At 51.2% G+C, this 22991-nt stretch carries 25 protein-coding genes and 5 tRNA genes; 29 read left to right on the forward strand and 1 reads right to left on the reverse strand.

Annotation, left to right across the window (positions count from 1 at the left end):
• Nucleotides 1-2: 2 nt before the first annotated feature.
• From pth to PHR44_02905, 28 genes are all read left to right on the forward strand, one after another.
• Complete coding sequence (pth, locus tag PHR44_02770; GenBank protein ID MDD4909592.1) at nt 3-584, forward strand: aminoacyl-tRNA hydrolase; 582 nt, start codon at nt 3-5, stop codon at nt 582-584.
• 21 nt (nt 585-605) lie between these two features.
• Complete coding sequence (rpsF, locus tag PHR44_02775; GenBank protein MDD4909593.1) at nt 606-890, forward strand: 30S ribosomal protein S6; 285 nt, start codon at nt 606-608, stop codon at nt 888-890.
• A gap of 14 nt (nt 891-904) precedes the next feature.
• Complete coding sequence (gene ssb, locus PHR44_02780) at nt 905-1366, forward strand: single-stranded DNA-binding protein (GenBank protein MDD4909594.1); 462 nt, start codon at nt 905-907, stop codon at nt 1364-1366.
• A gap of 16 nt (nt 1367-1382) precedes the next feature.
• Nucleotides 1383-1610: a 30S ribosomal protein S18 gene (rpsR, locus tag PHR44_02785; GenBank protein ID MDD4909595.1), complete on the forward strand. Its 228-nt coding sequence runs from the start codon at nt 1383-1385 to the stop codon at nt 1608-1610.
• Nucleotides 1611-1630: 20 nt separating this feature from the next.
• Complete coding sequence (gene rplI / locus PHR44_02790) at nt 1631-2074, forward strand: 50S ribosomal protein L9 (protein MDD4909596.1); 444 nt, start codon at nt 1631-1633, stop codon at nt 2072-2074.
• Nucleotides 2075-2078: 4 nt separating this feature from the next.
• Nucleotides 2079-3425, forward strand: a complete 1347-nt coding sequence (dnaB, locus tag PHR44_02795) for a replicative DNA helicase (protein MDD4909597.1) — start codon at nt 2079-2081, stop codon at nt 3423-3425.
• Nucleotides 3426-3439: 14 nt separating this feature from the next.
• Nucleotides 3440-5788, forward strand: coding sequence for an outer membrane protein assembly factor BamA (gene bamA / locus PHR44_02800; GenBank protein MDD4909598.1), 2349 nt, complete (start codon nt 3440-3442; stop codon nt 5786-5788).
• Between the two features lie 23 nt (nt 5789-5811).
• Nucleotides 5812-6324, forward strand: a complete 513-nt coding sequence (locus PHR44_02805; GenBank protein ID MDD4909599.1) for an OmpH family outer membrane protein — start codon at nt 5812-5814, stop codon at nt 6322-6324.
• Complete coding sequence (gene lpxD, locus PHR44_02810) at nt 6325-7359, forward strand: UDP-3-O-(3-hydroxymyristoyl)glucosamine N-acyltransferase (protein ID MDD4909600.1); 1035 nt, start codon at nt 6325-6327, stop codon at nt 7357-7359.
• A gap of 7 nt (nt 7360-7366) precedes the next feature.
• Nucleotides 7367-8686 (forward strand): bifunctional UDP-3-O-[3-hydroxymyristoyl] N-acetylglucosamine deacetylase/3-hydroxyacyl-ACP dehydratase, encoded by a 1320-nt coding sequence (locus tag PHR44_02815; protein MDD4909601.1) that lies wholly within the window; start codon nt 7367-7369, stop codon nt 8684-8686.
• The gene (gene lpxA, locus PHR44_02820; protein MDD4909602.1) at nt 8683-9471 is read left to right on the forward strand and encodes an acyl-ACP--UDP-N-acetylglucosamine O-acyltransferase; all 789 of its coding nucleotides are present in this window, start codon (nt 8683-8685) and stop codon (nt 9469-9471) included. Before PHR44_02815 ends, lpxA begins: the two co-directional genes overlap by 4 nt.
• On the forward strand, nt 9468-10271 hold the full coding sequence (gene lpxI, locus PHR44_02825) for a UDP-2,3-diacylglucosamine diphosphatase LpxI (GenBank protein MDD4909603.1): 804 nt from the start codon (nt 9468-9470) through the stop codon (nt 10269-10271). Before lpxA ends, lpxI begins: the two co-directional genes overlap by 4 nt.
• On the forward strand, nt 10268-10987 hold the full coding sequence (locus PHR44_02830) for a radical SAM protein (GenBank protein MDD4909604.1): 720 nt from the start codon (nt 10268-10270) through the stop codon (nt 10985-10987). The genes lpxI and PHR44_02830 overlap by 4 nt, the downstream gene beginning before the upstream one ends.
• A gap of 14 nt (nt 10988-11001) precedes the next feature.
• Nucleotides 11002-11799, forward strand: coding sequence for a 3-hydroxy-5-phosphonooxypentane-2,4-dione thiolase (gene lsrF / locus PHR44_02835; protein MDD4909605.1), 798 nt, complete (start codon nt 11002-11004; stop codon nt 11797-11799).
• Nucleotides 11777-12757, forward strand: a complete 981-nt coding sequence (locus PHR44_02840) for an alcohol dehydrogenase catalytic domain-containing protein (protein ID MDD4909606.1) — start codon at nt 11777-11779, stop codon at nt 12755-12757. The genes lsrF and PHR44_02840 overlap by 23 nt, the downstream gene beginning before the upstream one ends.
• Before the next feature lie 119 nt (nt 12758-12876).
• On the forward strand, nt 12877-15477 hold the full coding sequence (locus PHR44_02845; protein ID MDD4909607.1) for a HEAT repeat domain-containing protein: 2601 nt from the start codon (nt 12877-12879) through the stop codon (nt 15475-15477).
• Between the two features lie 72 nt (nt 15478-15549).
• Nucleotides 15550-15623: transfer RNA gene (locus PHR44_02850), tRNA-Arg, on the forward strand.
• Between the two features lie 62 nt (nt 15624-15685).
• A tRNA-Lys gene (locus PHR44_02855) sits at nt 15686-15758 on the forward strand.
• A 14-nt stretch (nt 15759-15772) separates the two neighbouring features.
• Nucleotides 15773-16198 (forward strand): archease, encoded by a 426-nt coding sequence (locus PHR44_02860; GenBank protein MDD4909608.1) that lies wholly within the window; start codon nt 15773-15775, stop codon nt 16196-16198.
• Nucleotides 16195-17655 (forward strand): RtcB family protein, encoded by a 1461-nt coding sequence (locus tag PHR44_02865; GenBank protein ID MDD4909609.1) that lies wholly within the window; start codon nt 16195-16197, stop codon nt 17653-17655. The genes PHR44_02860 and PHR44_02865 overlap by 4 nt, the downstream gene beginning before the upstream one ends.
• 3 nt (nt 17656-17658) lie before the next feature.
• Nucleotides 17659-18933, forward strand: a complete 1275-nt coding sequence (serS, locus tag PHR44_02870; protein ID MDD4909610.1) for a serine--tRNA ligase — start codon at nt 17659-17661, stop codon at nt 18931-18933.
• Nucleotides 18905-19579: a hypothetical protein gene (locus tag PHR44_02875; GenBank protein MDD4909611.1), complete on the forward strand. Its 675-nt coding sequence runs from the start codon at nt 18905-18907 to the stop codon at nt 19577-19579. Before serS ends, PHR44_02875 begins: the two co-directional genes overlap by 29 nt.
• A gap of 7 nt (nt 19580-19586) precedes the next feature.
• A tRNA-Ser gene (locus PHR44_02880) sits at nt 19587-19676 on the forward strand.
• An 8-nt stretch (nt 19677-19684) separates the two neighbouring features.
• Nucleotides 19685-20059 carry a response regulator gene (locus tag PHR44_02885; protein MDD4909612.1) on the forward strand — a complete coding sequence of 125 codons (375 nt, stop codon included), beginning with the start codon at nt 19685-19687 and terminating at the stop codon, nt 20057-20059.
• Nucleotides 20060-20068: 9 nt separating this feature from the next.
• Nucleotides 20069-20155 (forward strand) — tRNA-Ser (locus PHR44_02890).
• A gap of 134 nt (nt 20156-20289) precedes the next feature.
• Complete coding sequence (locus PHR44_02895; protein ID MDD4909613.1) at nt 20290-20910, forward strand: Yip1 family protein; 621 nt, start codon at nt 20290-20292, stop codon at nt 20908-20910.
• A gap of 44 nt (nt 20911-20954) precedes the next feature.
• Nucleotides 20955-21039 (forward strand) — tRNA-Ser (locus PHR44_02900).
• 224 nt (nt 21040-21263) lie between these two features.
• Nucleotides 21264-21842 carry a rubrerythrin family protein gene (locus PHR44_02905; GenBank protein ID MDD4909614.1) on the forward strand — a complete coding sequence of 193 codons (579 nt, stop codon included), beginning with the start codon at nt 21264-21266 and terminating at the stop codon, nt 21840-21842.
• Here the strand turns inward: PHR44_02905 and PHR44_02910 are convergent.
• Entirely contained in the window at nt 21839-22366 is a 528-nt protein-coding gene (locus PHR44_02910) for a DJ-1/PfpI family protein (GenBank protein ID MDD4909615.1), read from the reverse strand. The two genes, PHR44_02905 and PHR44_02910, sit on opposite strands and share 4 nt — an antisense overlap.
• A 118-nt stretch (nt 22367-22484) precedes the next feature.
• Between PHR44_02910 and PHR44_02915 the strand changes: the two genes are divergently transcribed.
• The gene (locus tag PHR44_02915) at nt 22485-22988 is read left to right on the forward strand and encodes a peptidylprolyl isomerase (GenBank protein ID MDD4909616.1); all 504 of its coding nucleotides are present in this window, start codon (nt 22485-22487) and stop codon (nt 22986-22988) included.
• The last annotated feature ends 3 nt before the right edge of the window (nt 22989-22991 follow it).

Below are 22991 nucleotides of genomic sequence, written 5' to 3' on the forward strand. Positions count from 1 at the left end.
AGTTGAAGCTTATTGTGGGTCTGGGCAATCCCGGGCCGAGATACGCGAACACCAGGCATAATTTCGGCTCCATAGTAGTAAAGGCGCTGGCAAAGGAATACAAGGCGGCATTCGCGGCCGACAGTCGCAGCCATAGCCGTAAGGCAAAGATCAACACCGAGGCAGGGCCGGCCTTGATCGCGCTGCCCGATACTTATATGAACCTTTCCGGCGTGGCAGTTGCCTCGCTCGTTAAGAGATACACGGATGAACTGGATGAGCTTTTGGTAGTGGCGGATGATGTGAGTATCCCCTTTGGCGATATGCGCCTCAGGAAAAAGGGAGGCGCCGGGGGCCACAAGGGGCTTGGATCCGTAATAGAGGCGTTGGGTTCTAAAGAGTTCGCGCGGCTGCGCCTCGGGATCTTGCCTGAGAAGGAAACGGGCGGGGATCTGAGCGATTTTGTGCTGGCGGGTTTTAACAGGCAGGAATGGAAGAATATAGGGGCGGTAATTGATAACGCCGTTATGTGTATCCAGGAATGGATGGACAAGGGCGTTGATTCCGCCATGAACAAATACAACGGGAAGACGCCCGCTGTATAAAAAGGAAAGGGCATTGCCGGTATGAATAAATACGAAACAATGTTGATCTTGAAGCCGGATTCTCCGGCCCAGGAGCGCGAGGCGCTCATGAAGTCCCTGACGGATTTATTCTCCAAGAACGGGGCGACGGTCATATCTTCGGCCGTATGGTCTGAGAAAAGAAAGCTCGCCTATCCCATAAAGAAACAGAAGGAAGGCGTGTATCACCTGATGGTCTTTGAATCGGCGCCTGAGGCCGTAGTCAAGATACGGCACGCGCTGTCGCTTAACGATTCGGTGATAAGGGCTTCTATTTTAAAAATCTGAGGAGGTACGCGGTTATGGCGAGCTTGAATAAGGTGTTGCTTATCGGCAATCTTACCAAAGATCCTGAATTGCGCTACACCCCTCAGGGTACGGCGGTTGTGAACTTGAGGATGGCGGTTAACAGGCGTTTTAAGGACAAGACCGGCGCGCAGAAAGACGAGGCGTGTTTTATCACCGTGGTGGTCTGGGATAAGCAGGCCGAGATATGCAACCAGTATCTTCAGAAAGGCCGCCCGGTATTTATTGAAGGCAGGCTTCAGTCGCGTTCTTGGCAGGACAATGCCGGTCAGAAAAGAAACGTGGTAGAGGTCAGGGCCGAGCGCGTGCAGTTCCTCGGCTATTCGCAGCAGGGCAAGGTGGCGGCAGCGGATATGGGCGCGGAAAAGAAAGAAATGCCCGCCGAGGAAGCGATAGATTCCACGGGCAGCGCCTGGCTTGAGGACGGCGCCGAAGACGCTTTAGATACTAACAGTTGAGGATGAAAGGAAGGATATGGCTAAATTTCCCGCTTTGCAGGTAAGAAAGAAGTTTTGCAGATTTTGCGCGGACAAGGTAAGCGCGATCGATTACAAGGACACTAAACGGCTGGAGAGGATAGTGAGCGAAAGAGGCAAGATACTATCCGTGCGCGTCACAGGGACCTGCGCGAGGCACCAGAGGATGCTCCGGCGGGCAGTGAATAAGGCGAGGTTTCTGGCTCTTCTGCCGCACATAAAGTAATCCTAAGGAGAATAAAGGTAATGAAGGTCATACTGTGCAAGGATATGCCGAAGATGGGCAAGGCAGGGGATATCGTAAGCGTGAAGGACGGCTACGCCAGGAATTGTCTTATACCTCAAGGTGCGGCCCTGCGCGCTACCGATGCCAACATAAAAAAGATAGAACTTGCCGGCGAGAGGCAGATCAAAGAACTGAACGCGAAAAAACAGGAATTAACCCTTGTGGCGGAGAAGATGTCCGGCGCCTCGGTTAATATAGAGGCGGAGGCCACCGATGACGATAAGCTGTATGGGGCGGTAGGCCCCGCGCAGATCGCCGCCGCCTTAAAGAATGAGGGATTCCCGGCAGAGGAGGATCAGATAGACCTGCCGGAACCGATAAAGGCGCTGGGGATATACGAGGCCTCGGTAAAACTGTCCTCCGATATATCGGCGAAGATCAAGGTCTGGGTCGTCAGGAGATAAGTTTATGGAAACGGGCGGATTGACGGCGATGGGCAAGGTGCCGCCGCAGAACCTGGAAGCGGAAATGGCGGTGCTGGGCTCTATGCTGCTTTCCGAAGAGGCCATAATGGTCTCCATTGAAATACTGGACAGGGGGATATTCTACGATTCAAAACACCAGAAGGTCTACGAAGCGATAATAGAACTGTTCAATCAGGAGAAGGCGGCCGACGTAGTCACGGTATGCGACGAACTGAAACGTAAAGGCATGCTGGAAGACATAGGGGGCGCCTCTTATATAGCGGAGCTTGCCAATTCAGTGCCTACCGCCGCCAACGTAGCGCACTACGCGAAGATCGTCAAGGATAAAGGCATACTTCGCGAGCTTATCAACCGCGGCACACAGATAGTAAATGAGGCCACTGAGGCGCAGGAAAACACGGACCAGATAGTCGACCACGCCGAGCGGCTTATTTATGAGATAAGCGAGCGCAGGATAACCGGCGGCTCCCTGCCGATAAGAAGCATAATACACGATACGATCGAGAAGATAGATACTCTTTATCAGAAAAAAGAGCACGTTACAGGCATACCCACCGGATTTATTCACCTTGACCGGCAGACCGCCGGTATGCAGCCCTCGGACCTGATCGTTATCGCCGCGCGCCCATCCATGGGCAAAAGCGCCCTTGCCATAAGCATGGCTGATCATATCGGGGTGGAAAAGAAGATGCCCCTGGTTATCTTCAGCCTGGAAATGTCCCGCGAACAGCTGGTACAGCGTCTGCTTTGCGCCCACGCGAGGGTAGACGCCCACAATGTGCGCACAGGATATCTCTCTACCTCTGATTGGCCTAAGCTTACCGCTGCCGCGGGAAAGCTTTCCCAGTCGCCGATATACATTGACGATACGCCGGCGATGTCGGTGATAGAAATAAGGGCCAAGGCAAGGAGGATGAAGCTCCATCACGATATAAAGTTTGTCATAGTGGATTATCTCCAGTTGATGCGCGGCTCAGCCGGTTCCGAGAACAGGCAGCAGGAGATCTCCGATATCTCGCGTTCGCTTAAGGCGCTGGCGCGCGAGTTGAGCATACCCGTTGTCGCCATCAGCCAGCTTTCACGGGCTGTGGAGGCGCGGCCGGGCCACCGCCCGCAGTTATCGGACCTGCGCGAGTCAGGCGCCATTGAGCAGGACGCGGATGTGGTGATCCTGTTATACCGCGAGGACTATTATTCACAGGAAACAGAAAACAAAGGCGTCACCGAGATCAACATAGCAAAACAGAGGAACGGCCCGGTGGGCACGATAAAACTTACTTTTATAAAAGAGTATATGAAGTTTGAAAGCCTGGCTGTTCAGCAGGTTTGATCCCAGAGGGGGCTATGCGTAAGAAAAAAATCAGCGGTGTAATGGCGTTATTGACTTTCTGCCTTTGTATCTTTCTTGCCTCGGGTTTTAACTTAAGAGCGGAAGAGGAGAGCGCGCAGCAGGCAGAGGCAGCGGCTGAGGAGCCGCGGACGATCACCGCCATAGAAGTCAGGGGCAACCAGTCGGTTTCCGGCAACAGCATCCTTTCCAAGATGAAGGCAAAGACCGGAACACCCTTTAGCGAGAATATAATCAGCGATGACGTAAAAAGGCTGTACCTGCTGGGTTACTTTGAGGACGTAAATACCGAGACAGAGGCCTACAAGGACGGGGTCAAGGTGATAGTAAATGTCAAAGAAAGGCCTGTCATATCCGGCATAGGATTTTCGGGGGTGAGGCACCACCTTGAGGAGAGGGTAAAGGGGCTGATCGGATCAAAAGAAGGGCAGTACCTTGATTTTGCCAAACTGCAGAACGACATAGAGGCCATAAAGGAGTTTTATAGAAAGAGAGGGTTTGGCGATATAGAGGCGGAATATAAGGCCGATACGGATAGCGCGGCTAATAAATCCAAAGTAACCTTCGCCATAAAAGAAGGCCGGCGCATCAGGATCAGGTTCCTGAGCTTCTCCGGCAATAAGGCGTTTTCCTACAAGCGGCTGATGAAGATCGTCAAGACCCGGCCGGCATCTTTGATCGGCTCCGGGGTATTGAATGACGAGGTGATAGAGCAGGATATGGAGCGGCTGAGCTCTTTTTACCGCCGCGAGGGGTTCGCCGACGTAAAGGTTGATTATTCGGTGGATTTCGGCACATACAGGAGGGGCGCCTTTGTTACTATCGCGATAGAGGAAGGCGTAAAGTACACCGTGGAGGGCGTTAAGGTAAAGGGGAACAAGGTATTCACCGGCGATGAGATACTCAAGAAACTGGAGTCCTGCCTGCCTGGTAAGGTATACAGCCAGGAGGCGATGAAGGAAGACGCCGCGCGCATACAGGGGATGTATTTTGATGTGGGCTATATTTTCGCCAGGGTGGAAGACGTTGCCAGCGTTGACGAGAAAAGCGGCCGCGTTAATATAGCGTATAATATTATTGAGAGTGAGATCGCCTATGTCGGCAAGATCAATATAAAGGGTAACGTCAAGACCAAGGACACGGTAATAAGGAGAGAGCTGAGGATAAAGCCCGGGGATAAGTTTGACGGCGAGAAACTGCGCCGCAGCAAAGAGCGCCTGCATAACCTCGGTTTCTTTGAGGATATTTCTTACGATACCGAAGATACGGGCGAACCGAACAAGGAGGACCTGGTGGTTGAGGTGAAAGAGGCCAAGACCGGCTCCTTTAGTTTCGGCGGCGGCTATTCCACGGTTGAGGAGTTCGTCGGGTTCTTTGAGATAGAGCAGAAAAACTTCGACTGGAAGAATTTTCCTTATTTTACCGGCGACGGCCAGGACCTGACTTTGCGCGCGGAAATGGGCTCCATAAGCAATCTTTTTGACCTGAGTTTCACCGAGCCCTGGCTTTTTGATTATCCCGTATCATTCGGCTTTGATTTATACAGGAGGGAGCAGGACCGCGAGTCAGACGTGGGTTACGGTTACGACGAAAGCAGGCAGGGCGGCAGGCTGCGGCTGGGTAAAGAATTTTCAGAATACCTGAAAGGCAGCCTGACCTACAGGATAGACCAGATCGATATTACCGATATAACCACCAACGCGTCGGCAGACCTGAAGGCGGAGGAAGGCGAGAACACGATAAGCAGCTTTACCTTCGGCCTGACAAGAGATACGCGGGACAGCGTGTTCGAGCCGACCAGGGGATATACGATATCTGAAAGTCTTGAGGTGGCAGGAGGCCCGTTCGCGGGAGACAAGGATTTTATGAAGCTTAACGCGCTGGGCAGCAAGTATTTTCTCCTTCCGCTTAAGGCGGTGCTTGAGTTGAGGCTGAGGGCGGGTATTGCCGATGCCTATGGGGATTCTGAGAAGATACCTATATATGAACGTTTCTTCGCCGGGGGCGCTAATTCGATCAGGGGTTATAACGAGAGGAAGGTAGGCCCCATAGATACCGCCTCGGAAGACCCCCTCGGAGGAGAGGCGCTTTTGGTCGGCAATGTAGAATATGTTTATCCGTTCCTGGATTTTCTTAAGGGGGCGGTTTTCTATGATATAGGCAATGTGTGGCAGAAGGTGGACAAGATCGGCAGCGGCGAGTTTAAGTCCAGCTTAGGGTTTGGCGTCAGGATAAAGACGCCCCTCGGGCCGCTTAAACTTGATTACGGCTTTCCCTTGAACCTTGAGGCAGGGGAAGAGGATAAGGAAGGTAAATTCCATTTCAGCGTAAGTCATGGGTTTTAGATAAACAAAAAGAAGGAGGCAATATGCGCAGGTTAGTGGCAGCGGTAGCAACGGCGGCATTCTTGTTCTTATCTTTGCAGACGGCGGCATACGCGGCAGACAAGATCGGTTATGTCGACCTGAATAAGTTGTTTGAAGGCCATCCGCGGACAAAGGACTATGATAAGGCATTAGAAGAAAAGCAGGGTAAATACGAAAAAGAGAGGGAAAAGAAGGTTGAAGATATAAAGGCCATTCAGGATAAGATGGGGCTTTTGAGCGATAAAGAAAAGGAAGCAAGCAAGGGCAAGCTTGATGAGAATGTAAATACCCTTAGAGAGTTTGACAGGGAACAGCAGACCGACCTGAGGAAGGAAAGGGACGAGAAGCTCGCGGAGATATTGAAAGACATAGAAGCGGCGATAGCCGAATACGCCCAGAAAGACGGCTACGCGCTGATACTCAACGACAAGGTCCTTATGTATCAGGATAAAGGCCTTAACGTTACGGATAAGGTGCTGGAGATACTGAAGAAAGGTACGCCCGCGAAGAAATAGATGAATAAGACCCTGAAAGAGATAGCCGATATAATTGAGGGAAATATAGTCGGGGACCAAAGCACGGTTATTACCGGCGTATGCGGCATAGAAGACGCGCTTGAAGGGGATATAACCTTTCTTGCCAATTCAAAGTATGCCCCCCTTATAAATACGACCAGGGCATCGGCTATCATCACTTCCAGGGAGATAAAGTCCGCCCCCAAGCCGATCATCCAGACGGAAAATCCATCTTTTGCCTTTGCCAGGATAGTGGAGATGGTTTCCGCGTCTGAGATAAAACACCCAAAGGGCATACACAAAACAGCGGTCGTCGGGAAAGAAGTAAAATTAGGCAAGGGTGTTTCTTTAGGCGCTTACGTAGTTATTGATGACGGCGCCAGCGTGGGGGATGACAGCGTAATATACGCGGGCAGTTTTATCGGCCGCGATACATCCATAGGCAAGGGCGCGCTTATATACCCCAATGTTTCCATAAGGGAGCGCGTAACGATCGGCGACAGGGTAATAATACACAGCGGCTCTGTCATAGGCTCCGACGGGTTCGGATTTGTGCAGATCAAGGGCGTCCACCACAAGATACCGCAGCGCGGTACCGTGGTCATTGAAGACGATGTGGAGATCGGGGCGAACGTGGCCATAGACAGGGCGCGTTTTGACAAGACCATCATCGGCAAAGGCACAAAGATAGACAATCTGGTCCAGATCGCCCACAACGTAGCCATAGGAGAAAACTCCATTGTCGTTTCTCAGGCAGGCATTTCCGGAAGCACGCGCGTAGGCAAGGGAGTGACTATAGCCGGACAGGCGGGCCTGGTAGGGCACATCACCGTAGGGGACAAGGCCGTAATAGCCGCGCAGGCAGGCGTTACGAAATCGGTCCCTGCCGATGCCATGGTGTCGGGATACCCGGCCAGGGATCATAAGGAAGCAAAGCGGGTGAACGCCTGCGTACAGATGCTGCCCGGACTTTACGAGACGGTAAAGGCGCTTAAAAAGAAGATCGAAGATCTGGAAACGCGCCTGAAAAAGTAGGAGAGGGATGGAATTACAGCATACGATAAAGAAGAAGGTGGATCTGCGCGGCAAGGGCCTGCATACAGGCAAAAAAGTTGAGATGAGCTTTAAGCCGGCGCCGGAAAATACGGGGATCGTGTTCATAAGGACAGACCTTCCCGGTTCGCCTCAGCTGCGGGCAGAGCCGGAGTCGCTGCTTCCCTCCGGGAGCAGCCTGAGAAGGACCTCCATAGGCAAGGGCAATGTCGAGATACATACCATTGAGCACGTTATGGCGGTATTCGCCGGGCTCAATATAGACAATATATACGTGGAATTGGACGCCAGCGAGGTCGGCGGTTTTGACGGCAGCGGCGAGGTTTTCCTGGACGCGCTTATGCGCGCGGGGGTAAAAGAGCAGGAAGCGGAGAGGAAATGTTTTTCTCTTAAGGAGCCCATATTTGTGGAAGAGAAAGACGCGATGGTCGCGGCGCTTCCATCTTCGGACTTCAGGGTATCCTATACTTTAAGCTACAATCATCCTTTGCTGCGGGCGCAGTTTCTGGACGTGGTGGTAAGCCCCAATGAATTCCGCCTGCAGATCGCCTCTTCCCGCACTTTCTGCCTTCAGGAGGAGTCCGATGAATTGCGCAAGCAGGGCCTGGGCAAAGGCGCCAATTACGACAACACGCTTGTCGTGGGAAAACAGGGGGTAATAAAAAACCGCCTGAGGTACGAGGATGAGTTTGTCAGGCACAAGGTTTTAGACCTTATCGGCGACCTGTACCTGCTGGGCATGCCGGTCAAAGGCCACATATTCGCGGTGAAAAGCGGCCATTCCTTGAACCTGAAACTCTTAAGGCGCGTACACCAGCAGAAGGAGCGTTATTCTTTAGGCGGCATCAGCGCCGGATATCAGCCGGTCGAAGGCGAGCAATTAGATTCCAGGATGATAATGAAGATACTGCCGCACCGCTACCCGTTCCTGCTTGTTGACAAGATAGTCCAGATGGAGAAGGGCAAGCGCGCGGTCGGGGTAAAGAACGTTACCATCAACGACTATTTCTTTAAGGGGCATTTTCCCGGCAGGCCGATCATGCCCGGTGTCTTGATCGTAGAGGCAATGGCCCAGGTCGGCGGGGTAATGATGCTTTCCCCGGAAGAGAACAGGGGCAAGCTGGCATATTTTATGGCCGTTAATAACGTGAAGTTCAGGAAGACCGTCGTGCCCGGAGACGTGCTTGTCCTGGAGGTCCATGTCGGCAGGATCAAATCCAAGACCGGCCAGGTGCACGGCAAGGCGTTTGTCGACGGCAAAGAGGTCGCGGAGGCCGACCTTATGTTCGCGTTAGTTGAGGATCAATGAGCAAGATACATCCTACGGCAATAATCTCCAGGAAGGCAAAACTGGCTGACGATGTGGAAATCAGCCAGTTTGTTTCTGTGGCCGACGGCGCCGTCATAAAAGAAGGCGTCAATATCGGCCCCTTCGCCGTTATCGGCGGTAATACGACCATAGGCAGGAACTGCAGGATATTCACCGGGGCCGTCGTGGGAAGCATCCCTCAGGACCTGAAATACGGCGGCGAGCAAAGCTTCCTGGAAATTGGAGACAATAATGTTATAAGAGAATACTGCACCTTGAACCTGGGAACAGGCGAGGGCGGCAGGACTGTTGTGGGCAACGACAATTTGATCATGGCTTATTCTCATATCGCCCACGACTGCCGCGTAGGCAATGATTGCGTTATCGCCAATAACGGCACATTGGCAGGGCACGTTACAATTGAAGATAAGGTAGTTATAGGCGGTTTGTCTGCCGTGCATCAGTTTGTCAGGGTGGGAGAACTCTCAATCATCGGCGGCTGCTCCAAGGCTGTCCAGGACATACCTCCGTTTTCAACCTGCGACGGCCATCCCGCGAGGGTCTACGGGCTTAACTCATTAGGTTTGAGACGGGCCAAATTTTCTTCGGATACGATAAAGGCGCTAAGCCACGCATTTAAGGTCATTTTCGCTTCCGGCCTTAGCCCTCAACACGCCGCGGCAGAGATAGATACCAAAGGCATTCCGGAATTATCCCGCCTCGTGGATTTTATCAAGGGGTCAAAAAGAGGCATCAGCCGTTCCGCGCGTAAATATAACGTATGAAACGCATAGGCCTGATAGCAGGAAGGGGAAGGTTTCCTTTGATCTTTGCCGCTGAGGCGAAGAAGAGGGGGTATTATGTGGTCGCTTTGGGCATAAGGGGCGATACGTTAGCTTCCCTGAAGCGGTTGGTCGATAAGATCTACTGGCTTAATTTCAACGAATTATCCAGCGTCAACGGGATATTCAGCCGCGAGGGCGTAGGCGAGGCAGTGATGGCGGGCCAGGTAAACCCGGCGCATCTTTTCAGCAGGAAACTCTACGAAGACGCCCAGCTTAAAAAGGTCATAGAAAATATAGAGAACAAAAAGGCGGATACCATTTTCAGGGCGATAATAGGGCATATAGAGTCAGGCGGCATAAAATTCCTTGATTCCAACATATTCCTTGACGATCATCTCCCTAAGCAGGGCGTATTGACCAGCCGGCAGCCTGATGAGCCGCAGTGGCAGGACCTGCGCTTCGGCTATGATATTGCCAAGGATGTGGCAGGCCTTGACATAGGGCAGACCGTCTGCGTAAAAAATAAGGCGATAGTAGCTGTTGAGGCGCTGGAAGGAACGGACAACACCATAAGAAGGGCCGGGGCCATTGCCCGCGCGGGATTCTCAGTGGTCAAGGTAAGCCGGCCCAAACAGGATATGCGCTTTGATATCCCCGTGGTAGGCCTGCGCACGATCTCCGTGATACGCAAGGCCAAAGGTGCCTGCCTTGGCGTTGAGGCAGGCAAGACCATTATTCTGGACAAGGAAGATTTTATAAGATACGCGGACAGGAAAGGCGTAGCGGTGGCAGCCCTATGAAGTATCTATACGGCCCGGTCAAATCCCGCAGGTTAGGATATTCGCTGGGAGTAAGTTTAGTGCCTCATAAGGTATGCAACTTCGACTGCGTCTACTGCCAGTTGGGCCGCACCACGGTGCATACGGACAGAAGAAAAGAATACGTGAAGATCGAAGAGATCGTGGCCGAGATCAGGGAGTGGCTGGAGAGGGCGGAGGATGCCCCGCAGAGTTTGGACTATATAACCATTTCCGGCTCAGGCGAGCCGCTTCTTAACGCCGGTATAGGCGATCTGATAAAAAAGATAAAGGATCTGACCTCTGTGCCTTTGGCGCTTATAACCAACAGCCAGTGCATGGTGGATAAAGGGATAAGACGGGCCTTGAAGGGCGTTGACCTGATAGTGCCGTCGCTGGACGCGGTAACCCAGGAGGAATTTGAGAAGATAGACAGGCCGGCAGGCAATATAAAGATATACGATATCATAAAGGGCCTGATACACATGAGAAAGGAATTTAAAGGCAGGATATGGCTTGAGATAATGATCGTAAAGGGCATAAACGACAGCACCGATTATATCAAATACTTCAAGCCGGTATTATCGCGGATCGATCCTGATAAGATACAATTGAACACGCCTGTGCGCTGCCCTGACTTGAGGCACAGCGCCGTGCCGGATACGAAGGCGCTGGGGAAGATAAAGAAGATGCTGGGAAGCAAGTGTGAAATTATTTAAATGGAGGATTTAAAATGGAATGGGGTATGAAGAACAGGTTATCAAGGATAATTAATCCCAGGACAAAACGCTGCGTTATGCTGGCGGTTGACCACGGTTATTTTCAGGGCCCGACCACGGGCCTGCGTGATCTGGGCAGGACGGTTGAACCCCTGCTGCCGTACGCGGACGCGCTTATGATAACCAGAGGCGCCTTGAGGAACTGGGTCGCGCCCGAGATGGATAAGCCGGTAGTGCTGCGCGTTTCCGGCGGTACAAGCATCCTTAAGGAACTTTCCAATGAAATATTGACCGCTTCCATAGAAGACGCCATACGCGTCAACGCCTCGGCGATCACCTGCTCGGTCTTTATCGGAGGCGAATATGAAAAGCAGAGTATCAGTAACCTGGCGCAGATCGTGGACTGGGGAGAGAAATACGGCATACCTGTTTTGGCGGTAACAGCCGTGGGAAAAGAGATGGCGCGCGAGGCGCGCTATCTGGGGCTTGCCTGCCGTATTTGCGTGGAAACAGGCGCGCGTATGGTAAAGACCTATTATTGCGATAATTTCTCTGAAGTGGTTGAGGCGTGCGGCAGCGTGCCTGTTGTCATCGCCGGCGGCAAGAAGATAGAAGAGAAGGCGGCTTTGGAGATGGCATTCAATGCTATAAAGGAAGGCGCCGTAGGCGTTGATATGGGCAGGAACGTATTTCAGTCGGATAATCCCGTAGGGATGATGAAGGCGGTAAAGGCGGTTGTCCACGGCAATGTTTCTATAGCCGATGCCTTCGCGATATATAAGAGTAAGCATGAAAGTTGCTGTATATCATAGTAATAACGATATAAGGATACAGGATCTCCCCGTGCCAGAAGTTAAGTCCGGGGAGATTTTGGTTAAGGTCAGGGCATCCGGCATCTGCGGCACCGACGTTATGGAATGGTACAGGATAAAGAAGGCGCCGCGGGTATTGGGCCATGAGATAAGCGGGGATATCGTTGAGTCAAAATCCGACAGATTCAAGGCAGGCCAGCGCGTATTCGTAAGCCACCATGTCCCCTGTAATCAATGTAAATACTGCCTGGAGGGTGATCATACCGCCTGTGAAACCCTGCATAACGGCAACTATGAGCCAGGAGGTTACAGCGAATTTGTGCGCGTGCCTGAGATAAACGTTGAGCGCGGCACCTATATTTTGCCCGAAAATATTTCCTATGAAGAGGCGGCGATGATCGAGCCGCTTGCCTGCGCGGTCAGGGGGATAAGGGTGGTCAACGTCAAGGCCGGGCATACCGTATTGGTCTTGGGCTGCGGCATTTCCGGCTTGCTGAATATCCGTCTGGCAAAACTCAAAGGCGCGAAGGTCATTGCCACGGATATAAACGCCTTCCGGCTGGACAAGGCAAGAGAGTCCGGCGCGGATGAGGTGGTAGATGTAAGCAAAAAACAGGTTGATACCAGGGCAGACAGAGTGGTGGTCTCAACGGGCGCCCCCAGCGCGGTTGAGACGGCATTTAAGTGTGTTGACAGAAAAGGCGTAATACTCTTTTTTGCCATACCCAATAAGAACATTGAGATACCTGCCGTAGATTTCTGGCGCAATGAAATAACAGTTACCTCTTCTTATGGGGCGGCGCCGGTCGATCTGGAGGAGGCGTTGGAGTTGATCCGGAACGGCAGAGTCAGGGTTAAGGATATGATAACGCATTGCCTGCCTCTGGAAGAGATAAAAGAGGGCTTCCGGCTGGTTTCCCAGGCAAAGGACTCTCTGAAGGTAGTATTGAAACCGTAGCGCGGCATCACCTTATACTTAAGCTAATTCTGCAACCGCTTTCATAAATTCCCCTTAATGCCGTTGTTTTTCCTATTTAGTTCACGTATACTTATATTACAGTAATGAAGAGAATACACATGCCAAAATACAGCCTCTCCATATTAATATTAGCGGTTGTCTTTATGTTTACAGGTATGCCCTATACTTCAGGGGATACCATAGTTACATCCGATTTGGTAGACGCCGTTATAAGATGCGATCTTGATGGCGACGGCGATGTAGACGTTAAAGATTGGCTTTCCTTTAGAGCAGGATACATAGCGCGCAATCCCCTCTATGACCTTAACGGTGACAATAGAGTCGATAGATCGGACTTACTGTTTTTCAGGAGTCATTTTAGGCAGAGTGCCATTGAACTCATGCAGGAATGGCTGGGGTCTGACGTTGTATCGGAAAGATGGAATGCCATAGGAAAGCTTGGCGACATAGGTACTGGTTGGGCCATTGATATGCTGCTGGGCCATATAGCTGACGAGGAAGATTCAGCCAATCGGGAGTCGATAACAGGCATCATCAACAATATAGGCGGTGAGACCGACAGGGAAATAGCGCTGCGCCTTAATGATTTATTCTATAGTTCGTCTTTAACGAGCTGGCCCAAAGTCGATGCGGTCTGGATGCTGAGCGAGATAGAGAGGCCATGGATAGCAGATCTTTTATTGTCGTTGCTGAGCGAATCCCCGAATTATTTTGTCCGGAAGGCAGTTGCGGAGAGCGCAGGGACATTGTACAACCCGGACGCCAGGTATGTTCCGTCATTATTGGATGCTTTACAGAACGATACAGAACGCACAGTCAGAAGAGAGGCTGCCTGGTCTTTATACCAGATATACGATATCCTGCCGGAGGCATTTGAGGAAGTAGACATCAATATGCTTTTTGAGCTTTTTCAGGCAGAAGACGACAAGGACACACGGCTGTCGACCATAGACCTCATAGGCAAAATAGGGAACGAGCAGGATTATCAGGTAGCGCAGAACATAAACATCTTGTTATCAACTTACAACAGGAGCAAGTTGATTACTGCTGTGAATGCATTGGGAGATTTGGGCGATATTCGTGCCATCGGGCCTCTAATGGCATTCTTGCAAGGGGAGGCCTCTTTAGGATTGAGAGACGATGTTATATCTGCCATAGGCAGGGTATTGGGCGGCGCAACAGGAGATGTTTCCGCTGTAGTAGATGCCCTGGTAGGTATTTATGAAATCAGCGGCGGCATAGACGATACGACCGAATATTTGTATAAAAGCTCCATAATAAATGCATTGGCGTCATTACGATCATCGAGGGTTGTAGACATTTTCATAGAATGGATGAAAGACTCAACGCGCCACTTATTGTCCCTGCAGGAATTTTCTTATCTTGACCTCATTATAAATAGTCTGGGTAAGATGGATTCTGTTTATGGCATAGACGCATTGATCAATTGTCTGGGCGAGGACAATGAAGATTTCCGCATGAGCGCTGCCAAGGCGCTGGGTAAGATTGGCCCTGCGGCAGTAGGATCGCTGCAGAGGGTCTTGAACACGGGCAATCTTCAGGCAAAGCGCCATGCGGCCATAGCCCTGGGTGATATGCAGGACATACGGGCAATTGATGCCCTGGTTAATACGTTTGGTGACGCAGATGAAGGGTTAAGCTTTATTCTCGCGCCTGATGCACTGGCGCGGATCGGGGCTTCTGCGCAAGGCGCCCTGTTAAGGGCAGCGAATAATGAAAATTGGCGGCTGCGCGCAGGGGCTGCGATAACAATGGGAAGGCTGAGAACCCCGGAGAATATCGCATTGCTTAACGGCCTTTTATCCGATGCGAATATCCGTGTAAGGGAAGCGGCAAAGCTGGCATTAGAAAGTAATATCGGCCCTTCTTCCAGAGACGTTCTTTTGCTTTTGTCCTATATCTTGGATAACGATTATTTAAGCTCAGTATCATCTGAGAAAGAATTGCTTAGAGTGCTTGGCAGCCTGGAGATCAGCGGAATAAGAGCGGCTTTAGGAATAGCGAATTTATATTCAGAGACAGCAAGATTGAGAGCGTATTTGAGGCAGAAGCCGCAAATACTCGCAAGGTTATTTCAAGGACATAATACGACGATTGATGAGATAGATAAATTTACCGTAGGAGAATTACGCTGTCTGGAAAACTTTATGGATGTCTGGCGCCTGTTGGGAGTAAATGATGAGCTGATCATGTTTAGACGCCAGATCGTCCCGCACGGTACATATTCTTTCGGGAATAGCAGGGCAGAGATAACCTTAAAAGATGCCTATTATCAGGTGCCGATGTTTCTTCTGGACCCGCTATTACATGAGTTCGGGCATTTTCTTGATCATAGGAGATTCAGGGGGGACGCTATGTGGACAGATCCTCGCGCGGAAGACTTTGCCAATAATTTTTCCGCCTTTATGCTCGATTCAAGGGAAAAATTTTTAGAGGCCTTAAGGCAAACAAGGGGATCTCCGGGGTCGGCTTATCTTGAAGAACTTTTGGGTATCCTGGATATTTTCTCTCAAGGTACAAATACTTCATTCCTATGCCAATGGACCGTTAATGGCATAGAAAAAATACCCGTGGAAATAGGCAGGGATTTTGCAGGCAGCATATATAGTATCGCAGGCATACCTATTGAGAATATATCGGCATTGGAGACCTTTTTCAGTAACTTATTCACTTCATAAAATACATTTCTATTTTAGCCTTGCCCTGTCCGTATTATCCATATATAATAACGCCGTCCAAGCATCGATAATGCGCCCATAGCTCAATTGGATAGAGCATCTGTCTTCGGAACAGAGGGTTGCGGGTTCGACTCCTGCTGGGCGTAAAATTGCATATCGCCTGTTGCAATTCCCTCTCAATTTTGTTAAAATACGATAAGCAAAATTCGGGCCGCTAGCTCAATAGGTAGAGCAGGACCCTCTTAAGGTCAAGGTTCTTGGTTCGATTCCAAGGCGGCTCACTTAATATTCACAGGTGGGAAAGATACCCTACGAATTCATTGAACACACCGCGGATATCGGCATCCGTGTCAGGGGCGGCAGTTTGGAGGATCTATTCAAGAACGCCGCCTTGGCTATGTTTGAGATAATTGCCGAGAGAAAAAAATCCGCGCCCCAGTCGGCTAAGAAACATCTGAAAATAAAACAAACAGCGGATACAACAGACGAACTCTTTATAAATTGGCTGAGCGAACTGTTATCGTTGTCTTCGGCAAAGGGATTGATATTCTCCGATCTTAAAATAGAGAAAATGGATGAAACCGGATTGCGCGCCACCGCGGCCGGAGAGGACAGCGGGAATTACAGGTTTAACAGGGAGATCAAGGCCGTCACCTATCACGGGTTTAAGTTAGAGCAGGGTCCCTCCGGCTGGCAGGCAGAAGTGATCTTTGACGTATAAAAGAGATGTGGCAAGGCCCGTTAGAAAAGATCGACGATCGCCGTTTCCGCATACCCAGATCATACAAAACAGGCATGCTGGTAGACGGCATCATCATTGCCGACGAGCGGCTGCTTAAAAGCATCAGGCAGGATAAGGCGCTGGAACAGGTAGTCAATGTGGCCTTTTTGCCCGGCATAGTCAAGGCGTCTTTTGCCATGCCCGATATCCATTGGGGCTACGGCTTCGCCATCGGCGGAGTGGCCGCGACAGATATAGACGCCGGCGGCGTGATCTCTCCCGGCGGCGTGGGATTTGACATAAACTGCGGCGTGCGGCTGGTAAAGACCAACCTGCGGTATGACGAGATAAAAGACAGGATAGAAAAGATAGTCGCGCGGTTATTCAGCGATGTCCCTGCCGGCATCGGCTCCAAGGGCGACATAAGAGTAAGCCCGAAAGAAGAGAGGCAGATCCTGATCAAGGGGGCGCGCTGGTGCGTGGAACAGGGATACGGCGTTGAGGCAGACCTTGAGGCGACGGAAGAGAACGGAGAGATAAAGGGTGCCGACCCTTCCGGGGTTTCTGACAGGGCATACGAGCGAGGCAAGGCGCAGTCAGGCACTCTTGGTTCAGGCAACCATTTTCTGGAGATCCAGGCGGTCGAGCAGGTATTTGACCGCGGAGCAGCCGACAGGTTCGGGATCAGCGAGGGCCAGATCGTGTTGATGATACACAGCGGCTCGCGCGGTTTTGGCTATCAGGTTTGCGATGAATACGCCAAAGGCATGATAAAGGCGCTCGCCAAATACAGCATAAACGTCCCTGACAGGCAGCTTGCCTGCGCTCCGGTGAACTCCAGCGAAGGCAAGGCGTATCTGGGCGCGATGCGCTGCGCGGCGAATTACGCCTGGGCAAACAGGCAGAACCTTATGCATCTGGCGCGCGGCTCATTTGAGAAGATATTCGGCAGGTCCTGGCAGGATTTAGGTATGGACTTAATCTATGATGTGGCGCATAATATAGCCAAGATCGAGAAGCATAAAGTAGGCGGTAAAGAAAAATTGCTCTGCGTGCACCGTAAGGGCGCCACCCGCGCCTTCGGGCCCGGCTCTCCGGGCATACCGGCGCAATACGAAGACATAGGACAGCCGGTGATAATCCCCGGGGATATGGGCAGGAATTCTTATCTTTTAGCGGGGACGCGGAGGGCGATGGAAGAGACATTCGGGAGCACCTGTCACGGCGCGGGGCGGCTTATGTCGCGCCACGAAGCAAAGCGCAGGGTGAATTTTTCCGAACTTATCAGCCGCCTGAAGGCAAAAGGTATTGTGGTAATGTCCTCCGGCAGAGGGACTGTCGTGGAGGAGGCTCCTGAGGCGTACAAGGATGTCAATGAAGTGGTGGATGTGGTCCACAAGGCGGGGATCTCAAAAAAGGTCTGCAAGATGCGGCCGCTGGGTGTAATAAAGGGGTAGGTTATGCTGGATCTGAAATTTATCAGAGAAAATATTGACGCGGTAAAGAAAGCGATCAAGGACAGGAATTTAAAATTAGACCTCGCGGAGTTGATCTCTCTGGATGAGAAGCGGCGCAAGACGCTTGGCGAATTGGACGGCTTAAGGAGCAAGAAGAACGAGGCCAACGACGAGATAAGCGGGCTGCTGAAAGAGAAAAAGGACCCTAAGAAGAAGATCGCTTCAATGAAGTCCATATCCAAAGAGATCGATGCTCTGGAAGAAAGCGCCAGGTCTTTTGATTCCCGCCTCAAAGAAATACTGCTTACTATCCCCAATATCCCTCACGGGTCAGTGCCCGTGGGCAGCGCCTCTGTGAATAAAATAGCGCGCGGTTGGGGCGATCCGAGGCAGTTTGATTTTAAGCCGCTTACCCATATAGAACTTTGCGAGCGCCTGGATATAATAGATTTCCCGCGCGCGTCAAAGATCAGCGGCTCTAATTTCGTGCTGTATAAGGGAGACGGGGCGCGGCTTGAGCGGGCGCTGTTCAACTTTATGCTGGATCTGCATACAAGCAAACACGGTTATAAAGAGGTGTTCCCGCCTTTTCTGGTAAACCGCGCCTCTATGACCGGCACAGGCCAGCTGCCCAAATTAGAAGAGGATATGTACCGGCTTAAAGACGACGATCTGTTCCTGATCCCCACGGCAGAGGTGCCGGTTACAAACATACATAGAGACGAAGTGATCGATGAGAGCGCTTTACCTGTATACTATGCCGCCTACAGCGCCTGTTTCAGGAGGGAGGCGGGTTCCTACGGCAAAGACACAAGGGGGCTGATGCGGGTGCACCAGTTTAACAAGGTGGAACTGGTGAAGTTCGTAAGGCCGGAGACATCTTATGATGAGTTGGAGAAACTCCTGAATAACGCCGAGACAGTCCTGCAGATGCTGGGCCTGCCTTACAGGGTCATTCTTCTGGCTACGGGGGATATAAGTTTTGCCGCGGCAAAATGCTATGACCTTGAAGCATATGCCTGCGGTATGGATAAGTGGCTTGAGGTATCCAGCTGTTCCAACTTCGCTGATTTTCAGGCAAGGCGCGCGAACATAAGATTCCGCAGCAAAGAAACCGGCAAGACAGAATTTCTGCACACCCTGAATGGTTCCGGAGTCGCCCTGGCAAGGACCGTCGCCGCGATAATAGAGAACTATCAGCAAAAGGACGGCTCTGTAATAATACCTGAAGCCCTGAGGAGGTATTTTGATGGCAGAGAGAGGATCCAAAAAAAATAACGGAGAGAAATCGCAGGGGGATGAGGGCAGGAGGCCTTCCGGCAGGTTCCGTTCCCGCGTATTCGGACTGTTAAAACTTTTTTTGGGCATCCTGGTGGTCCCGCTGTGCGTAGGAACGAGCGCGGCGTTTATCTATAATTTCCGCCTTTTAGAGCCGGCCGTAATAAAATGCTTCATAAACGGCGCGGTTACGTTTATCGCCCTGTTTTTCCTGATATGGGAGCCGTTGCTGCTTTACAACAAAGGGCAGAGGATCATCAGCGTTATCTTCAGTTTCTTCCTGCCTCTTGTAAAAGTGGCATCTTATGTGCTGCCTGCCTATGTCATTGTGCTTTTTGCCGGTTATTTTATATTGAGGTTTTTTGGCTTGGAGGGGCCGGCTTTGGGCTGCATCGTCTTTCTGATCGGTTTCAGCCAGGCCCTGCACCTTGCCTTTACCGCGCGCACCTTACGGCAAAAGAAGGATTTTCTCAAGGCCAATTACGTATTCGGCTTCTCAGCCATTTACGTATTGAACATATTTATCCTTGCGCTGGGGATCAGTTTTATGTTTGCCAGGTTTTCGTTCCTGGATTTCGCGCGCAGCGCCTGTCAGATAACCGGCGAGATCTACCGTCCGCTTGTCGCACAGTTGTTTATGGTATAGGATTTCTGGTGGGGTGGCTGAGCGGTTGAAAGCGGCAGTCTTGAAAACTGTTGTGGGCGCAAGTCCACCCTGGGTTCGAATCCCAGCCCCACCGCCAATCGAGATATGGAAAGAGCCATTTTAGTCATTGATGACGACCGGATGGTCACGCACGCCCTGAGCAACCTGTTATCCAGGGAGGGCTACTCTGCCACCACCTCTAACGACGGATACAGCGCCATGGAGGAGGTCATAAGGGACGCGAATTTTGACCTTATTGTCTGCGACCTGCGCATGCCCGGCATCAACGGGATCGAGACCGTGCGCAGGATAAAGGAATACCTGAAGTCAAAGAATAAGCCGGATGTGCCGGTGATATTCATAACCGGCTATGCCGATTCCGACCTCCATATCAAGGCAAAGGACCTGGGCAAGGTGATCCTTAAGCCCTTTGAGAACAAAGACCTTATTGAGAGTATAAGGGAGTATCTGGAAGAGTAAGTACCCTTTGGAGAGTTGGCAGAGCGGCTGAATGCGGCGGTCTCGAAAACCGTTGTCGTCGTAAGACGACCGGAGGTTCAAATCCTCCACTCTCCGTTTTCATTTTCCGATAAGGAAAATGAAAACGGATACTTAACAAATGCAGCCGAGCGACAAGCGAGGCCATTTGTTAAGTATCTTGAATGAACAGGGCCGTAGCGAGCGTAGTGCCTGACAGGTAAAAGGAGTGTATGATGAAAAAATTTATAAACCGTATTATCCGCGCCTCATTATTGGACGCGGCGCTGTACAAGGAAGCCGTCTCTGACAATAAGACAATGGGGCAGGCGGTAGGCGTGGTTGTGTTGGCCGGGCTGGCAGCGGGGCTGGCGGTTGCCGCGCAAGGGGGAGTGATCGCGCTCCTTATGGCTATCGCGGCATCTCTTCTCGGATGGTATATCTGGGCGTTCCTGATCTATTTTCTCGGCACGCGGCTTATGCCCGGGCCGCAGACACAGGCGGATCTGGGCCAGTTGCTGCGCGCCGTCGGTTTTTCAAGCGCGCCGGGTATAGTCCGGATATTCGGTATTATATATGCCATACAAAACCCTGTTTTTATGGGCGCTTCGATTTGGATGCTGGCCGCGATGATAATCGCGGCCAGGGAGGCGCTCAATTACAAAAGCACCCTGCGCGCCATAGGCGTATGCGCTGTCGGCTGGATCATTCAGGCGGCGATTCTCGCGGCGCTGTTTTCTGTTTTGGGTGGAGGGGATCTGCTCAAGGGTATTTCAAAAGACGCCGCGTCCGAAGATAAACCGGCTGCCCAACAGCAGGGAATTCAGAATAGCTTGGATTCCGCAGTTCGATAGATTTAGCTTAGTTCTTAGCTCTTTTATCTTAGTTCTGCATTTCTGGAGGGGTCGCGTAGTGGCCGAGCGCGCGTGCCTGGAGTGCACGTAACCCGCAAGGGTTCGAGAGTTCGAATCTCTCCCTCTCCGTTTTAATTTTGCGACAAGCAAAATTAAACGGTACTGTACGAGCGTAGCGAGGCGACAAGCCGAGCAGCGAGTACAGTACCTGACAATGTTTTTCGGCTCCGGCACCAAAATTAAATTTCCCGACAAGGGAAATTTTAACGGCACTAAAGCGAGCGTTAAACGGCCCGACAAGGGCCGTAGCGAGCGTAGTGCCTGACACTCATTTTTACAAGGAGAAATCCAGGATGACCAAGTCAATTAAAGGGACAAAGACAGAAAAAAACCTTTTAGCGGCGTTTGCCGGAGAATCACAGGCGAGGAACAGATACACCTATTTTGCCTCGGCCGCCAGAAAAGAGGGCTATGAACAGATAGCCAATATCTTTACGGAGACCGCGGAAAATGAGAAAGAGCACGCCAAGGTATTCTTTAAATATCTTGAAGGCGGTGATGTGGAGATCACCGCCTCTTATCCCGCCGGGATGATCAAAGATACCAGGGCCAACCTTGGGGAAGCGGCAGCCGGAGAGAACCTGGAGTGGACCACCCTTTATTCGGATTTTGCTAAAACCGCTAAAGACGAGGGCTTTCCGGAGGTAGCGCGGTCATTTGAACAGGTAGCCAAGGTGGAAAGGTTCCATGAGTCCAGATACAGAAAGTTGATCAATAATATATCTGACGGCGAGGTATTTAAGAAGAAGGCAGTGGTAAAATGGCACTGTATTAACTGCGGTTATGTCGCTGAGGGCGCTGAGGCGCCTAAAGAGTGCCCTGCTTGTAAGCATCCGCGGGCGTTCTATGAGGTTTTGAGCGAGAATTATTAGAGGATAACAGTTTCTTTCCCGCAGAGTTTTTCCGCTATCGCCAGCGCGAAGGACAGGGCAGTGGCCGGGCCGCGGCTGGTGATGATATTTCCATCCACAACAACATCATCCTCTTTATAGGCTGTGTTTTTGCCGAAGCTGTCCTGCATCCCGGGATAGCAAGTCGCGGCCTTTCCTTTTAATATCCCCGTGGGTATCAGCACCAGGGCAGGGGCCGCGCAGATAGCCGCGATTATCTTTCCTTCCTGATTCATTTTTATTAATAGGGATCTGACCTTATCCGAAGCGGCGAGATTTTTCGCTCCCAGGCTGCCTCCGGGCAGGACGCAGGCGTCAAAATCCGTCCCGGATTCCTCAAGTTTCTTATCGGCAACGACAACTAATCCGCGCGAGCCCTTGATCTTGACATCTGTCAGCCCGGCCGCTATCACATCTACCCCGGCCCTTCTTAACACATCTATCGGGGTCACCGCCTCTATTTCTTCAAAACCTTCCGCGAGTATAACAATGGCTTTTTTTGGCATATCCGCCTCCTTAAGTATTATTTTAACACCTTATTTCAGAGTTGCAATTTTCTTATATATGGATATAATAGAATAAGCCATGAGGACGATTTTAGCCGTATTTCTAATATCAGGTTTGATGTTCAGCGCTTATGCCGAGGAGGGTGCTTTGGATGAGAAGGTCGCGGTTTTAGAGACAAATCAGGGCGTGATAAAGATAAAGTTGTATCCCGAGGCAGCGCCTAAGGCCTGCGAGAACTTCACGCGGTTGATCGGTGATGGTTATTACAACGGTCTCATATTCCACAGGGTGATCAAGGACTTCATGATTCAGGGCGGAGACCCTACCGGCACAGGCAGGGGAGGGGAGTCAATTTGGGGCGCGCCTTTTGAGGATGAAGTAACCTCACGGATTAAATTTGACAGGCCGGGGATCCTGGCGATGGCGAATGCCGGCCCCAATACCAACGGAAGCCAGTTTTTCATTACGACCGCGGCAACGCCCTGGCTCAATATGAAACATACTATATTCGGCGAGGTGATCTCCGGGTACGAAGCAGTTGAGAAGATAGAGAACGCGCCTGCCGACTCCTCCGACCGTCCGGTTAGCGAACAAAAGATCATAAAGGCATATTTAGAATAAAGC

Source organism: Candidatus Omnitrophota bacterium (assembly GCA_028707125.1).
Classification (GTDB): domain Bacteria; phylum Omnitrophota; class Gorgyraeia; order Gygaellales; family JAQTUX01; genus JAQTUX01.

Bases quoted from the DNA above. Each gene is read 5' to 3' on its own strand.
- rpsF (MDD4909593.1), top strand. From the start codon at position 606: ATGAATAAATACGAAACAATGTTGATCTTGAAGCCGGATTCTCCGGCC.
- ssb (MDD4909594.1), top strand. From the start codon at position 905: ATGGCGAGCTTGAATAAGGTGTTGCTTATCGGCAATCTTACCAAAGAT.
- rpsR (MDD4909595.1), top strand. From the start codon at position 1,383: ATGGCTAAATTTCCCGCTTTGCAGGTAAGAAAGAAGTTTTGCAGATTT.
- rplI (MDD4909596.1), top strand. From the start codon at position 1,631: ATGAAGGTCATACTGTGCAAGGATATGCCGAAGATGGGCAAGGCAGGG.
- dnaB (MDD4909597.1), top strand. From the start codon at position 2,079: ATGGAAACGGGCGGATTGACGGCGATGGGCAAGGTGCCGCCGCAGAAC.
- bamA (MDD4909598.1), top strand. From the start codon at position 3,440: ATGCGTAAGAAAAAAATCAGCGGTGTAATGGCGTTATTGACTTTCTGC.
- PHR44_02805 (MDD4909599.1), top strand. From the start codon at position 5,812: ATGCGCAGGTTAGTGGCAGCGGTAGCAACGGCGGCATTCTTGTTCTTA.
- lpxD (MDD4909600.1), top strand. From the start codon at position 6,325: ATGAATAAGACCCTGAAAGAGATAGCCGATATAATTGAGGGAAATATA.
- PHR44_02815 (MDD4909601.1), top strand. From the start codon at position 7,367: ATGGAATTACAGCATACGATAAAGAAGAAGGTGGATCTGCGCGGCAAG.
- lpxA (MDD4909602.1), top strand. From the start codon at position 8,683: ATGAGCAAGATACATCCTACGGCAATAATCTCCAGGAAGGCAAAACTG.
- lpxI (MDD4909603.1), top strand. From the start codon at position 9,468: ATGAAACGCATAGGCCTGATAGCAGGAAGGGGAAGGTTTCCTTTGATC.
- PHR44_02830 (MDD4909604.1), top strand. From the start codon at position 10,268: ATGAAGTATCTATACGGCCCGGTCAAATCCCGCAGGTTAGGATATTCG.
- lsrF (MDD4909605.1), top strand. From the start codon at position 11,002: ATGGAATGGGGTATGAAGAACAGGTTATCAAGGATAATTAATCCCAGG.
- PHR44_02840 (MDD4909606.1), top strand. From the start codon at position 11,777: ATGAAAGTTGCTGTATATCATAGTAATAACGATATAAGGATACAGGAT.
- PHR44_02845 (MDD4909607.1), top strand. From the start codon at position 12,877: ATGCCAAAATACAGCCTCTCCATATTAATATTAGCGGTTGTCTTTATG.
- serS (MDD4909610.1), top strand. From the start codon at position 17,659: ATGCTGGATCTGAAATTTATCAGAGAAAATATTGACGCGGTAAAGAAA.
- PHR44_02875 (MDD4909611.1), top strand. From the start codon at position 18,905: ATGGCAGAGAGAGGATCCAAAAAAAATAACGGAGAGAAATCGCAGGGG.
- PHR44_02885 (MDD4909612.1), top strand. From the start codon at position 19,685: ATGGAAAGAGCCATTTTAGTCATTGATGACGACCGGATGGTCACGCAC.
- PHR44_02895 (MDD4909613.1), top strand. From the start codon at position 20,290: ATGATGAAAAAATTTATAAACCGTATTATCCGCGCCTCATTATTGGAC.
- PHR44_02905 (MDD4909614.1), top strand. From the start codon at position 21,264: ATGACCAAGTCAATTAAAGGGACAAAGACAGAAAAAAACCTTTTAGCG.
- PHR44_02910 (MDD4909615.1), bottom strand. From the start codon at position 22,366: ATGCCAAAAAAAGCCATTGTTATACTCGCGGAAGGTTTTGAAGAAATA.
- PHR44_02915 (MDD4909616.1), top strand. From the start codon at position 22,485: ATGTTCAGCGCTTATGCCGAGGAGGGTGCTTTGGATGAGAAGGTCGCG.